The 13,017-nt window shown below is 61.9% G+C and carries 14 protein-coding genes; 9 read left to right on the forward strand and 5 right to left on the reverse strand.

All coding sequences use genetic code 11. From position 1 onward, the window contains the following. Positions 1-92 precede the first annotated feature (92 nt). The 3 genes from JQ628_RS05535 to JQ628_RS05545 all read left to right on the forward strand — a co-directional run bounded on the left by JQ628_RS05535 (position 93) and on the right by JQ628_RS05545 (position 3,396). Complete coding sequence (locus JQ628_RS05535) at positions 93-1,481, forward strand: MmgE/PrpD family protein (protein ID WP_212220461.1); 1,389 nt, start codon at positions 93-95, stop codon at positions 1,479-1,481. Positions 1,482-1,492: 11 nt separating this feature from the next. Then, entirely contained in the window at positions 1,493-1,876 is a 384-nt protein-coding gene (locus JQ628_RS05540) for a carboxymuconolactone decarboxylase family protein (protein WP_212220463.1), read from the forward strand. 401 nt (positions 1,877-2,277) lie between these two features. Continuing rightward, complete coding sequence (locus JQ628_RS05545; RefSeq protein WP_212220466.1) at positions 2,278-3,396, forward strand: AI-2E family transporter; 1,119 nt, start codon at positions 2,278-2,280, stop codon at positions 3,394-3,396. 126 nt (positions 3,397-3,522) lie between these two features. On the opposite strand, the gene JQ628_RS05550 is transcribed toward JQ628_RS05545, so the two are convergent. Further along, positions 3,523-4,206: a helix-turn-helix domain-containing protein gene (locus JQ628_RS05550; protein ID WP_212220469.1), complete on the reverse strand. Its 684-nt coding sequence runs from the start codon at positions 4,204-4,206 to the stop codon at positions 3,523-3,525. Between the two features lie 271 nt (positions 4,207-4,477). Between JQ628_RS05550 and JQ628_RS05555 the strand changes: the two genes are divergently transcribed. The 3 genes from JQ628_RS05555 (at position 4,478) to JQ628_RS05565 (ending at position 7,477) form a co-directional block, all read left to right on the forward strand. Then, positions 4,478-6,304, forward strand: coding sequence for a sensor histidine kinase (locus JQ628_RS05555; protein ID WP_349628021.1), 1,827 nt, complete (start codon positions 4,478-4,480; stop codon positions 6,302-6,304). Between the two features lie 9 nt (positions 6,305-6,313). After that, a complete protein-coding gene (locus JQ628_RS05560) occupies positions 6,314-6,925 on the forward strand; it encodes a response regulator transcription factor (RefSeq protein ID WP_212220475.1) in 612 nt (203 codons plus the stop codon). Positions 6,926-7,099: 174 nt separating this feature from the next. Next, the gene (locus JQ628_RS05565) at positions 7,100-7,477 is read left to right on the forward strand and encodes a response regulator (RefSeq protein ID WP_249127499.1); all 378 of its coding nucleotides are present in this window, start codon (positions 7,100-7,102) and stop codon (positions 7,475-7,477) included. A 1-nt stretch (position 7,478) separates the two neighbouring features. Here the strand turns inward: JQ628_RS05565 and JQ628_RS05570 are convergent, their stop codons facing one another. Further along, positions 7,479-8,054, reverse strand: a complete 576-nt coding sequence (locus tag JQ628_RS05570; RefSeq protein ID WP_212220478.1) for an invasion associated locus B family protein — start codon at positions 8,052-8,054, stop codon at positions 7,479-7,481. Positions 8,055-8,060: 6 nt separating this feature from the next. Next, on the reverse strand, positions 8,061-8,894 hold the full coding sequence (locus JQ628_RS05575; protein WP_433996110.1) for an alpha/beta hydrolase family protein: 834 nt from the start codon (positions 8,892-8,894) through the stop codon (positions 8,061-8,063). Positions 8,895-9,112: 218 nt separating this feature from the next. On the opposite strand from JQ628_RS05575, the gene JQ628_RS34810 reads away from it, so the two are divergent. Genes JQ628_RS34810 through JQ628_RS05590 form a run of 3 tightly spaced genes read left to right on the forward strand, consistent with a single transcriptional unit; the run spans position 9,113 to position 11,521 of the window. Continuing rightward, the gene (locus JQ628_RS34810) at positions 9,113-9,295 is read left to right on the forward strand and encodes a hypothetical protein (protein WP_349628022.1); all 183 of its coding nucleotides are present in this window, start codon (positions 9,113-9,115) and stop codon (positions 9,293-9,295) included. Positions 9,296-9,307: 12 nt separating this feature from the next. Continuing rightward, on the forward strand, positions 9,308-11,041 hold the full coding sequence (locus tag JQ628_RS05585; protein ID WP_212220484.1) for a SulP family inorganic anion transporter: 1,734 nt from the start codon (positions 9,308-9,310) through the stop codon (positions 11,039-11,041). 45 nt (positions 11,042-11,086) lie between these two features. Next, positions 11,087-11,521 carry a hypothetical protein gene (locus tag JQ628_RS05590; protein ID WP_433996104.1) on the forward strand — a complete coding sequence of 145 codons (435 nt, stop codon included), beginning with the start codon at positions 11,087-11,089 and terminating at the stop codon, positions 11,519-11,521. A 39-nt stretch (positions 11,522-11,560) separates the two neighbouring features. On the opposite strand, the gene ppk2 is transcribed toward JQ628_RS05590, so the two are convergent. Next, positions 11,561-12,361 carry a polyphosphate kinase 2 gene (gene ppk2, locus JQ628_RS05595; protein ID WP_212220487.1) on the reverse strand — a complete coding sequence of 267 codons (801 nt, stop codon included), beginning with the start codon at positions 12,359-12,361 and terminating at the stop codon, positions 11,561-11,563. Between the two features lie 33 nt (positions 12,362-12,394). Continuing rightward, the gene (locus tag JQ628_RS05600) at positions 12,395-12,847 is read right to left on the reverse strand and encodes a hypothetical protein (protein ID WP_212220490.1); all 453 of its coding nucleotides are present in this window, start codon (positions 12,845-12,847) and stop codon (positions 12,395-12,397) included. Positions 12,848-13,017 lie beyond the last annotated feature (170 nt).

Genomic DNA, 13,017 nt, shown 5'->3' on the forward strand with positions numbered 1-13,017 from the left:
AGATTGTCAGTCAATCTGTCAAGCTGAAGAATTTGAGGTCGACAGTTGGCCGCAGGTCGGCTTAAGGTTCGGAAAAAGAGGAATGCGCCCAGGTGCCGCAAAACGAAGTTTCAGGTGTCAGCCGGACGTTGGCTGATCTGGTTGCCGTCACCTCATGGGCGGACATTGCGGCGCAGGAGCACGAGGCCAAGCGGTCGCTGCTCAATTTTTTCGCTACCGCACTCGGTTCGGCGCATGATCCGGCCGTTACCATCGCCTTGCGGACGTTGTTGCCATTCAGCGGCCCCGCGACCTCGACCGTCATCGGGCGCACCGAGCGGCTCGATGCGATGGGCGCGGCGTTCGTCAATGCGATCTCGGCGAACCTTCTCGATTTCGACGACACGCATCCGGAGACGATCATTCATCCGGCAGCGCCGGTTGCCGCGCCTGCACTTACGCTTGCTGAGGCGCGCAAGCTGTCCGGCCGCGAGGTGCTGACGGCCTTCATCCTGGGAGTGGAGATCGAGTGCCGTATCGGCAACGCCGTCTCGCCGCGGCATTATGCACGCGGCTGGCATATCACATCGACCTGCGGGATTTTCGGCGCGGCGGCGGCCTGCGCGAAACTGCTCGGGCTATCCGCCGAGGGAATCGCCAATGCGATCGGCATCGCGGCGAGCCAGTCCGCCGGCAATGTCGAGAATCTTCCGACCGCCGCCAAGAATGTCAGCGTCGGCAATGCGGCGCGCAACGGCTTGTTTGCGGCATTCCTTGCCCAGCAGGGGTATGAGGCCGCGCCGCGGGCGATCGAGGGGCCGCTCGGCTGGGCGCGCGCCATGGGCGATGATCCCGACCTCGGGCGGTTGCTGGACGGCCTTGGCCGGACCTGGGAGATCTCGAAAAATACCTACAAGCCCTATCCGGCGGGCATCGTGTTTCATGCCGTCATCGACGCCTGTTTTGCGCTGCGCGAGCGCATTGAGCGGCTCGATCAGGTCGAGGCAGTGACAGTGCAGGGGTCGGCATTATTGCTTGCGCGCGGCGACCGGGCGGTCGGCAATGAGCGCGACGCCCGCGTCAGCATCCATCATTGCGTTGCCTGCGGCCTGCTGGTTGGCGCTGCCGGCGTCGCCGAGTTTGCCCGCGAAACTGTATTCCGGCCGGATATCGCAAAATTCCGCGAGAAGGTGCGGGCCGAACTCGATGCTTCCATGCCCGACGGCGCTGCGCGCGTGGCCATCCGCCTGACATCGGGGGAAACGATCACCGAGACGGTGATGTCTCCCCGCGGCAGCCTGGCCGATCCGCTTCGAGATCATGATATCGAAGCCAAGCTGCGTGAAAGCGTGCGCACCGGCGGCAGCGATTGGGATGCCGACCGAATCATCGAGGCGGTCTGGCGGCTCGACACTTGCAACGACATTCCCGGTCTGATGAATGGCTCGCGCATCCTGTCGGCGCCGAGCCATTCATCCAGGAAAGATGCTCTTCAAACCTGAAAGGACGATCCATGAGCAAAAGCGAACTTTACGAAAAGGGCCTCAAGGTCCGCAAGGAAGTGCTCGGCGAGGACTACGTCAACAAGTCGATCGCGGGCGCGGACGAGTTCACCCGTACCATGGCGGAATGGTCGACCGAGTTCTGCTGGGGTGCGCTGTGGACCCGGCCGGGAATGGACAAACGGACCCGCAGCATCGTCAATCTGGCGATGCTGGGAGCACTGAACCGGCCGCATGAACTCAAACTTCACGTCAAGGGCGCGCTGAAGAACGGCCTTACCAAGGATGAGATCAAGGAAATCCTGCTCCAGGTGGCGGTCTATTGCGGCGTGCCCGCCGGCATCGACGCCTTCCGCAACGCGCGCGAGGCGTTCAACGAGGTCGACGCAAAGTGATCGATCGCGAGGGCTTTCCTCAGTTCTCAAAAGATACGCCGCCGGGCTCGAAATGCGTCATCCCGGCGGCGCCCTGTCTCAAACTGGGCCCTGCAATCCCCAGTCACTGATGGATAGCAGCGCCTGTGCCATGAGAATATGAAACGGTTCACATCGGGCTGTCGAACGCGCCCGGCGGGAGGATCTGATGACGTCTGGCGGAAGATGTCTGGCGGAAGGCGTATCCCGTCAACCTATTTGAATCTTTTGAGTTTTCGGACGAGGATAAAAAAGTCCTGACTACGGGCAGTCGACCCGGCTTTATGCCGGTTCAACAGATGGGGAGAAACTCGGCGCTTGATCTGAGTCAAGCTCACGAATCAAGGCGCCAAATATCTTCAGGTCAGATCCGAGGGCGCATCTTGCGAACGATCCGACAGCTCCTTGCGGGTGAGGACGAAATCCAGCTTGCCGTCCGGCTCGCGCTACTGGCATTGCTGATCTACTGGTCGTTCGTTGTGATCCGGCCATTCGTGCCGATCCTTGCCTGGAGCATGGTGCTGACAGTCGCGCTCTATCCGGTCTTCAACTGGTTATCCCGCTTGCTGGGACATCGTCCTAAAACAGCCGCGACGATCCTGACGCTGATCAACCTCGGCATCGTCATCGGTCCGGCGACCTGGCTTGGGCTCGGCGCGGTGGAGGGGCTTCGCAGCTTTGCCGCGCAGCTCAGCGCCGGTACGGTCGCGATCCCGTCACCGCCACCCAGCGTCAGGGATTGGCCGATCATCGGCCAGCAGGCGTACGGCTTCTGGGATCAGGCTTCGACCAATCTGCGGGCGCTCGTGGGGCAAGTGGCTCCGCAGTTGAAGCCGCTGGCCGGAACCATGCTCGGTCTGGCCGGCGACGCGGGGGTAGGCACCCTGAAATTCCTCGTGGCGGTCGCGCTCACCGGCTTCCTCTTTCCGGCTGGACCACGGCTGGTTGCGGCGAGCAAGCGGTTCCTGTCCCGGGTCGTCGCTGAACGCAGCGTGGACTTTCTGGCGTTGGCGGGAGCAACCATCCGTTCGGTGGCGCAAGGCGTGATCGGCATCGCGGTCGCGCAGGGCCTGGTCATCGGGATCATCATGAAGCTGGCCGACGTTCCGTGGGCGGGACTGCTGGCCTTTGCGGTGATGATGCTCGGAATTCTACAGATCGGCTCGGCCATCATCGTCATTCCCGTACTCATCTGGGTCTGGATGACCAAATCGTTTGCCGTAGCGCTTGTGATCACGCTTTGCATCCTGCCGGCGTCCCTCGCCGACAACGTGCTCAAACCGATCGTGATGGGACGCGGACTGACCACGCCCGCCCTCGTCATCTTCCTCGGCGTGATCGGCGGCACGCTGGCGCACGGCATTGTCGGCCTCTTCATCGGACCGATTATACTGGCGGTCGTCTGGGAATTGCTGACGGCGTGGGTGCGCGATGACGACCCACTGACCATTGCATCCGATACCGATGTGGTCGCGAAAGACAGGGAACTGGGAAAAGTGTGATGCTGAATTAGTGCGTCGGCGACGGCCAGCGCGATCAGCGTTGCCCGCGGCGCGGCGGAAAGCGGCTGCATCTGATGAGCGTCACTGTCGCGCATCCTGGCTGGACGGCGGCCCCGGCACGCTTTTTCAGTACTGAAGATCGAGGCTCGCGAGCTTGTCCCGGTCGCGCAGCACGATCTGGCGCTGGTTGTTGCCGATGAAGGCGAGGATGCCGAGGGCATGCAGGCGCGAGAGCGCGCGCGACACCGTCTCCAGCGTCAGTCCGAGATAGTCGGCAATGTCGCGGCGGCACATCGGCAGCGCAAGAATGCCGGCCGCTGTCGATCGCTTGTCCATCTCGATCAGGAAGGCGGCGACGCGCTCGAGCGACGTCTTGCGGCCGAGCAGCAGCATATGATCCTCGGCATGTCGCAGGTTGTTCGTGGTCATGCTGAGGAGATTGCGGGCGACCATCAGGTCGTTCTGGGCGACGAGCTCGAGGCTGCGCCGCTTCATCAGGCGAACGGTAGTATCTACGATCGCCTCCGCGGTGAAGCGGTGGTCCGTGCCGATCTCGAGACCGAAAATATCGCCGGCGAGGTGAAAGGCACCGATCTGGCGGCGTCCGTCCGAGAGCAGCTTGTAGCTTCGCACCGCACCCGTAGCGATCTGGTAGACGTAATCGGCCGGCTCCTTCTCGCCGAAAATCTCGGCGCCCTTCCTGTAGCTGAATTCATTCAAATTGATCCGTAAGGCTGAACCTTTTTCGGGGTATTCCGCATCGAAAATGCCGGGGAAGCCGGCCGGGCCGAGGCTGGTGCAGGCAAACATGGACCATCTCCTTCGAAGGTGACGCTTTGGCGATAGGCCAAACCTTCTCAAATAGTGCATGCAACGCCGTTGTCGCATTCCGCGAAGGTCGTCTCACAGCGGCAGGCATTCTCACCATTGCGCGGGCGCAATCCATTGTCCCTGAGGACAGGTCCGATGGCGGAGAGCCGATGCGTCAACATGGCTGCCGGAGGACAGCGACCGCGGTGTTTCCGTTCGAGCGGCGGAGTGCTAATTTCGATTGCAACGCCTTGCTGTCCGGGGGGACGTGGTGAGGATCAAAGGCCTGATCGTCGGATTGGTCACGCTGCTCGCGCCGATGTCGCTTTCGGCGCAGGAGAGGCGGCCGCATTCCGTTCTGGTGCTCGATCAGTCGGACGGAGGACCGTTTTACTATCAGTTGCTTTCAAGCCTGCGCGGCACGGTCGCCAATCATCCCGATGAGCACGTGGCGCTGTACAGCGAAAATCTCGACCTGAGCCGCTTTTCCGGTCCGGTCTTTGAGGCCAGCCTGAAGCGGTACCTGAAGGAGAAGTATCAAGACAAGACGATCGGCGCGCTTGTATCGGTCGGTGCCGCCACGACCGAGCTTGTGGTCAAATGGCGCGACGAATTGTGGCCGGGCATTCCGGTGGTTTACGCAATGCTCGACGAGATGGATGTCGCGCGCCTCAAGCGGCCGCCCAATGTCACGGGCGTGATCAACCACTTGCCGCTTGCCTTCGAGATCGAGGCGGCGCGGGCCGTGGTGCCCGATCTCGATACGATCGCTCTTGTCGGGGACCCCTGGAATTCGCTGGTTGTCTACCGCAACTGGGGCGATGAAGTCGGCACCGCGGCCGCCGGCCTGAAGGTGATCGATCTCGTCGGTCAAAAACTGGCGGACGTCCGCCAACGCGTGGCAGAGCTGCCGGAACGCAGCGCCATCATCTACTCCGCCATGTTCTCCGACGGCGAAGGAAAATTCTATCTGCCATCCGTCGCACTTGGACTCATTGCGGAGAGGGCGAACCGGCCGATCATCACTCCTGCCGAAACATTTCTGGTCCCCGGCGGAATCGGCGGATACGTCCTGCTTCCCCGCCAGATCGGCGAAGAGGTCGCCGGGGTCACGCTTCGCATTCTGGACGGCGCGCGTGCGGCGGAGGTTCCACCTGTGCACGGAGGCGTCAAGCCGATCTTCAACTGGCCGCAGATGCAGCGCTGGAATGTCAGCCAATCCAGTCTGCCGGCTGGCAGTGAAATCCGTTTCCGTGACCCGAGCTTCCTCGAAAAGTATCGCTGGCAGAGCGCGCTCGTCGCCGCAGCGCTGCTGATCCAGGCGGGGCTGATCGCTTTTTTGCTGCATGAGCGGCACATGCGGCGTCACGCAGAGGTGGAATCGCGGAAGCGAATGACCGAACTTGCGCACGTCAACCGGCGGGCGACGACGGGCGAATTGTCATCGTCCATCGCGCATGAGCTCAACCAGCCGCTCGGGGCGATCCTCACCAATGCCGAGACCGCCGAGCTGATCCTGAAATCCGACAATCCCGATCTTGGCGAGATCAGGGAAATCCTCGCCGACATCAAGCGGGACGATCAGCGCGCCGGCGAGGTACTTCGCCGCCTGCGTGGCTTCCTGAAACGCACGCCGTTCGAGACCCGCGACATCGATCTCAACGAGATCATGAGCGAAGCCTTCAAGTTCATGTCGGTGCAGGCCTCTGCTCGCAATGTGGCGCTGTACCTACAGACGGCGCCGAACGCGCTGCGCATCAGGGGCGATCCGATCCATCTCCAGCAGGTCATCCTCAACCTTGTCGTCAACAGCATGGACGCGGTGGCAACGATGCCCTATGGCCGCACCGTCATCGGCCGTACCGAACTGAACGGCGGATCGTCGGCCGTGGTCTCGATTTCGGACTCCGGACCGGGCATTCCAGCCGATGAACTGAGTCGGGTTTTCGATCCGTTTTTCACCACCAAGGATCAGGGAATGGGGATCGGGCTTTCCATTGCGCGCACCATCGTGCTGGCCCACAGGGGCCAGATCTGGGCCGAAAACCAGCATGGCGGCGGGGCGGCATTTCATTTTACACTTCCGCTGGCCGCGTAGGAGGCAGTTGTGACGAGCCGCGTGCATGTCGTCGACGATGATGAGTCCTTCCGCGCTGCAATCGAGCGGCGGCTGAAGCTGGCCGGTTATCAGGTCGCGTCCTATCCGTCGGGCCAGCAGTTGCTCGACCGCCTGCCGGAAGAAAACGAGCCCGGCTGCATCCTGCTCGACGTGCAGATACCGGGATTGAGTGGCCCGGAATTGCAGGACCGCCTCAACGAGGTCGGCTCTACGCTGCCGATCGTATTCCTGACCGGGCATGCCGATACACCGACCACCGTGCGGACCATCAAGGCCGGCGCGGAGGATTTTTTGACCAAGCCGGTTGAGTCGGAGCAATTGCTCCGCGCCATCGAGCGCGCTCTGGCGCGGCACACCCATCTTCGATGCGAGCGGCAGAAGCTGGATCAGATGCGCGCGCTGGTGGCCGAACTTACGCCACGCGAACGGCAGGTCTTTGACCTTGTCGTGCGCGGCAAGCTGAACAAGCAGATCGCCCATGAGCTGGGAGCGACCGAGCGCACCATCAAGGCGCATCGCCATCAGGTGATGGAAAAGATGAAGGTGCAATCGTTGGCGGAGCTGGTGACGATCGCCGAGCGGCTCGGCCTGCTGGCCTAACCGCCTGTCCCAAGGGACAATATGAAGATTTCGCGTTCGGCAGCAACATACGCTGGTGCGGCAGCCGGTATGAGGCGCCGGAGTTATTCTGGAACTTTCGTCCACCGGAAAGGTTGGCTGATCGTCCTACGTGGCCGCGAAAATTGATTTCCAGTATCTGAAAGCCAGAGAACCTTGTCCCAACAGCGCCGCAAAACCGTCCTTGTCGCTGATGATGATCCGTCCATGCTCAAGGGCATGCGTCGGCTGCTGAAGCAATACGGTTTTGAAACCATCCCATTCGAAACGGCAAGGGCCCTGAAGGATCATGACCACTTCGATCAGGCCTTTTGCATCGTGCTTGACATCAACCTGAGCGACGGATCGGGTATCGAGCTGCGCCATCAACTGACGGAACTGGGCGTGACGCTGCCGGTCATCTACATCACCGGAAATGACAGCAACGCCACTCGCATGGCCGCGATGGCGTCGGGTTGCCTTGCCTATCTCACCAAGCCGTTCACCGCCCGCTCGCTGATCGAAACGATCGAGCAGGCGGCGGCGTTGGCGTGATCTATTCGTCAATATTCTGTTCGTAGGTTTTCGTGGGCGCCCCCTTGCGAACGGCGGCGAACTGAACGAGCGGGAGTGAGGTCGTGACCGCAAGCATGTTGGTGTCGACGACCTCCACCGTCAGTTCCTTGCCCGCTTCCATCTCGCGGAGCAGTATCGGATTCGCGGCATCACCGGCGATGCAGGTGTTGGTCAGGCACCAGTTGAACGGGATCGTGTGTGCCGTTCCCCTGTCCACGGTGAGCTTGACGCCGGGGCGGACATAGAGGCCGACCGGCAGGAACAGTTGCAGCCTTGCGGTACTGTCGTCCTCTCGCTCGACGACGTAAATGCGCACAGCGATCTGACCCGTCTCGAAGGTTCCGGCGATGGTGGTGCGGCAGACCATTTTTGCGCCACCCGGCTTGAAGCAGATCTTTTGCCAGGCGCCATATTTGATGGCGCGCGCTTCACGCTGGCCGCGCGTGGCGAATTCGTCCGCGGCCAGCTTTTTGGCTTGCTGTGCAAGCGCCGGCGCAGTCGACGACACGGTGAGGGCGACGCCGAAAAGAAATTGCAGCAATCGAAAATGTCGCATGGCTCCTCACTTGTGCTTGTCGAGGAAAGCGCCGACCAAGGGCGACCAGACAGGGATCGCATCGGCCATGCCGACGAAGAAATGCCCGTCGCCGCCGTGCGGCGGAAACAGATGGTATTCGGCATTGCCGCCGGCTGCGGTGAAGGCCGCATGCATCCGCTTCGACAGTTCCGGTCCGAAATAAGTGTCGTTCTCGATGTACATCATGAGCATCGGCACACGGGAGGTGCGGCCAAATTCCGACGTAGCCTCCACCAGCTTGTCCGGCGCACAATTGTTGTTGGGCTTGCCGTCGACGCGCCCACCGCGCCCGGCGGCGAAGGTGATAATGGCTTTCACCGGCGGTGGGTTGACGCTCGACAGCGCGATCGCCCCCCATCCACCGGCGGATTGGCCGATAACGATCACGTTGTCGGGGACGATCCGTTTCAACGTGCTCATATATTCGATAATCCAAAGGCTGAGCTGAGCCTTCGCAAGCCCCGCGTCACGAAAATTCGGGTTCGTGCATTTGCCGATTTTGGAGAAGAACACGCTGAACAGGCCGGCTTCCGGAGCTTCGACTGCTGCTGCGCCGTAGCCTGGTCCGGACGGCGCCACGACCATGTAGCCACGGCGCGCGAACCACATGGCGGCATCGCGAAATTCGACCAGCGGAAAGAAGATGCGCTGCGCCGGATCCATCGACACACCGTGATTCATGATCGCAAGCGGAAAGGGGCCATCGCCGACAGGGCGTACGACATAGGCGATGGTCGGCACGGGAAGGGGGAGCGCCCACACTTCCTCCTGCAAGCGCGGCGGCGGATCGTCGGCCGCCATCGCCAACGACGCGGCCATGACGGTCGCGGATACGACCAGCATCTTCCAGAGGCGACGGAACATTCCCGTTGTCCCAGGCAGAGGTGCGAAACTCCCTCATCAGAGGGCCGGATTTCCGCGAACCGATTGATTCAGATCAAGCCTGACCTGCACCGCCACGACTTTTACTGGGTCCGATGAGCTCAAGGCTGCCGTCGATCCAATCCGTCGCTCCGCCAGCGCGTCGCGAGGAGACGTTGCTGGTCGCCGTGCTGCTCGCGTTCGCAGGCGGTTACCTCGACACCTATACATGGATCACGCACGGTGTTCTTGCCAACGCCGAGACGACGCTGACCCTTAGCGTTCCCGTTTTCGTACTGCTGCTTGTGCTTCTGGTGTGCAGCTTGGCGCGCCCCATCGAGGCATCGGAGCAATTTTGAACCGGTGACACCATGAAATCGAAGGTAACAGCATTCTTTCCACCGCTGACATGGCTCGCCGGGTATCGCGCTTCCTGGCTTCGCCCGGATGTCATCGCAGGCGTCACGCTTGCCGCCTATGCGATCCCGGTGTCGCTGGCGTACGCGGCGCTTGCCGGCTTGCCGCCGCAGATCGGCATCTATGGCTACATGCTGGGCGGCATCGGTTATGCGCTGCTCGGCTCGTCCCGGCAACTCGCGGTCGGTCCCACCTCCGCGATCTCGTTGATGATCGCCGCGACGGTGAGCCCGCTCGCGGCGGGCGATGCGGTTCGTTATGCGCAGATTGCAAGTCTTGCAGCCGTGGCCGTCGCGGTGCTTTGCCTGATCGCCTGGATTTTCCGGCTCAGCATGCTGGTGCGCCTGATCAGCGACAGCATCCTGGTCGGCTTCAAGGCCGGGGCAGGGTTGACGATCATCATGACCCAGTTGCCAAGCCTGTTCGGCGTTGCCGGCGGCGGGCATAATTTCTTCGAACGCCTGATCAAGCTCGCCGGCCAGCTCGGCAGCATTCACTGGATCGTGCTGACGATCGGACTGGTAGCGATACTTCTGCTCCTGCTCGGCGAACGCTTCCTGCCGGGACGGCCGGTCGGGCTCACGGTGGTCGCTCTGGCCATTCTTGTTGCGACGATATTCGGACTGCCGTCACTGGGCATTCCCGTGACCGGGAATATCCCGAGCGGGCTGCCAAGCCTTGCCGTGCCGACCTTTGGCCTGCTGGAGTTCGACGAACTGTTTCCGCTCGCGGCCGGCGTCCTGCTGCTCGCCTATATCGAAGGCGTGTCCGCCGCGCGCAGCTTTGCCGCAAAGCACGGCTATCCCATCGACGTCCGGCAGGAGTTTTTGGGACTTGGTGCGGCCAATCTCGCGGTGTCGCTCGGCCATGGTTATCCCGTTGCAGGCGGATTGTCGCAATCAGCGGTCAACGACCAGGCGGGCGCAAAAACGCCTCTGGCGCTCATCATCTGCTCGGCGACGCTGGCGATCTGCCTGCTCTTCCTCACCGGCCTCCTGACCAACCTGCCGAAGGCAGTGCTGGCCGCCATCGTCTTCACCGCGGTCTACAAGCTGGTCGATATCGCTGCGCTGGTACGGATGTGGCGGATCAGCCGGATCGACTTCTACGCCGCCGCGATCGCACTTGTTTCGGTGCTGCTGCTCGGCATTCTCAAAGGCATCCTGCTGGCGGCGCTAGCCTCGATCTTGCTGCTGCTGGCGCGCGCCTCGCAGCCGAACGTGGCTTTCCTGGGTCGCCTACCGGGAACCGGCCGCTATGCGGACAGCGCGAGGAATCCGGATGTCGAGCCGCTCGCAGGCGTGATTGCATTTCGCCCCGAGGCATCGCTGCTCTACATCAATGCCGAAACCGTGCTGGAGACCGTACTGGCGAGGGTCAACGCATCGCAGGACACCAGGCTGGTCGTTTGCGGGCTCTCCTCCTCGCCGTTCATCGATCTTGCGGGTGCCAAGATGCTGCACGACCTCCACGGCGAGCTCGCCTCGCGTGGGATTGCCTTCCAGATCGTCGGTGCGCGGGGACAGGTGCGCGATGTCCTGGAGGCCGATGGCCTCGCAAAGAAGACTGACAGCGCCAATTGGACCCGGCGGATGGACAGCGTGCTCAGCGATGTGAAGGCCGGATCGACCCGTGCGGCGCAACTCGACCTTGACCTGGATCAAGGTAGCCGCCCAGCGCGCGGATGATCATCGATCGAGTGACAGCGAAGCGAAAACCTGAAGGGGCAAACGATGAAGAAGAACTGGATGACGCTGGCGGGCGTACTGGGGTTTTTGGTCTCTGCCGGTCTGCCGACGCCAAGCCTTGCTGAAACCGGCCAGGTGGCCGTGGTCTTCACCAAGGGTGGCTTTATCGTCGGCGTCGGTGGCGGGCAAGGCGTGCTTACCTTCCGCGGCAAGCGCTATCCGTTCACGGTGTCGGGCATGAGCGTGGGCTTCACGATCGGTGCCTCCACCAGCAAGTTTGTCGGCAGGGCCTTGAATTTGCGCAGCCCCGGCGATCTCGCCGGCAGCTATGCCGTGGGTGGGGCGGGCGGTGCGCTCGCAGCGGGCGCCGGCGGCGTGCAATTGCAGAATGCCAATGGCGTGATCCTACAGCTTAGCGGGCCCAGAGTCGGCGTCGAAGCCTCGGCCGCCATCGGAGGCGTCACGATCGCGATGCAATGAGAGATGACGGGACCCGCCTTGTGCGGGTTCTCACTTTCGCTAGTAGCGCTCCTCGACGAATTTCATCCTGCGTAAGCTCGCCTGATCGTCGTAGCGCCCCTTGTGGGTCCGCTTCGGCAGCTTGACCTTGTCTCGCGCGATCTTCTTGTACGGAATCGTTCGGAGGATGTGCGAGATTACGTTCAAGCGAGCACGCCGCTTGTCGTCTGAGCGGATCAGCCGCCAAGGCGCATGCTCAGTGTCGGTTGCCTCCAACATCATGTCGCGCGCCCGTGAATAATCGTACCAGCGCCCGAACGATTCGGTATCCATCGGGCTGAGCTTCCACTGCCGCAGCGGATCCTCGATGCGAGCCTGGAAGCGCATTTCCTGCTCCTCCATCCCGACCTCGAGCCACAGCTTGATCAGGGTGATGCCGCCATCGACGGCGAATTTCTCGACCTGCGGGCATAGCTCCAGAAAGCGCTTGTGCTCTTCTGGAGTGCAGAAGCCCATGACATATTCGACACCGGCGCGATTGTACCAGCTCCGATCGAAGATCACGATCTCGCCGCCGGCGGGGAATTGGTCGATGTAGCGTTGCAGGAAGAGCTGGCTTTTCTGCCGGTCTGACGGCGCGGGAAGGGCGCAGACGCGGAACACCCGTGGGCTGACCTTTTCGGTGAGGGCCTTGATGGTGCCTCCCTTGCCGGCCGCGTCGCGGCCTTCGAAGATGATGATCACCTTCAGCTTCTTGGCCTTTACCCAATCCTGCAAATGGCAGAGCTGCACCTGGAGCTTGCGCAGCTCCTTCTCATATTCCTTCCGCTTCATTTTCGGCGAAGCGCGGTCTTTGTCCATGCGCAAAGATTCCCCCGTTCAGATGCGGAAAGGCTAGCCGTCCCAGCTTATGGTGATGGCGATGTCGCCGGGCACGCCGCCGGAAAAATCGATGATCTGGTAGCGGATGCGATAGCCCCTCGGCTGTAGGTAATCGGACCAAAGCTGAAAGATTTCCTTGGGAATCCCGGTCAGCGTCGTTTCCCAGCCCTTCTCCATCTGGTTGATGGCGCGGCCCTTGTCCGTGCATAGCGAATTCGGGAAGCGGTAGACCTGCACTTCGGACAAGCCGTTGCGTACCGCGCGCTGGATCACGGTCGAGGCAAGCTGAACCTTCTCCTCCTCCGACAGTCCCGACGGTTTGCTCAACTTGTCGATCAGGGCCCGCTTTTCAGCGTCGGCCGCCGCCAGGCGCTTGGCGTGCTCGTCGGCCTTCTGAGCCTCCTTCAAGGCTGCCTGCTTCTGGATTTCCTTTGCGCTGGGGATCAGGTCGTCAATCTTGGCCATGACAAGTCTCTCCTGAAAGACCCGGTCGGGTCCGCTGCCGCACAGAAGGTTAGGACTGCGGCCGCGATCCGGACCTTGATTCAGATCAAGCCTCGATGGCGCATCTTCAACGCTGCGGGCCCATAGCTGCACATTCTTGATGCCGAGAGCCCGTTCGGCAGCCGATATCA

The sequence above is a fragment of the Bradyrhizobium lablabi genome (assembly GCF_018129385.1).
In the GTDB taxonomy this organism is placed as follows: Bacteria; Pseudomonadota; Alphaproteobacteria; order Rhizobiales; family Xanthobacteraceae; genus Bradyrhizobium; species Bradyrhizobium lablabi_C.

Excerpts from the sequence above, each read along its gene's own strand:
- JQ628_RS05540 (WP_212220463.1), top strand. The coding sequence starts at position 1,493 with ATGAGCAAAAGCGAACTTTACGAAAAGGGCCTCAAGGTCCGCAAGGAA.
- JQ628_RS05550 (WP_212220469.1), bottom strand. The coding sequence starts at position 4,206 with ATGTTTGCCTGCACCAGCCTCGGCCCGGCCGGCTTCCCCGGCATTTTC.
- JQ628_RS05570 (WP_212220478.1), bottom strand. The coding sequence starts at position 8,054 with ATGCGACATTTTCGATTGCTGCAATTTCTTTTCGGCGTCGCCCTCACC.
- JQ628_RS05575 (WP_433996110.1), bottom strand. The coding sequence starts at position 8,894 with ATGGCCGCGTCGTTGGCGATGGCGGCCGACGATCCGCCGCCGCGCTTG.
- JQ628_RS05585 (WP_212220484.1), top strand. The coding sequence starts at position 9,308 with ATGAAATCGAAGGTAACAGCATTCTTTCCACCGCTGACATGGCTCGCC.
- JQ628_RS05590 (WP_433996104.1), top strand. The coding sequence starts at position 11,087 with ATGAAGAAGAACTGGATGACGCTGGCGGGCGTACTGGGGTTTTTGGTC.
- ppk2 (WP_212220487.1), bottom strand. The coding sequence starts at position 12,361 with ATGGACAAAGACCGCGCTTCGCCGAAAATGAAGCGGAAGGAATATGAG.
- JQ628_RS05600 (WP_212220490.1), bottom strand. The coding sequence starts at position 12,847 with ATGGCCAAGATTGACGACCTGATCCCCAGCGCAAAGGAAATCCAGAAG.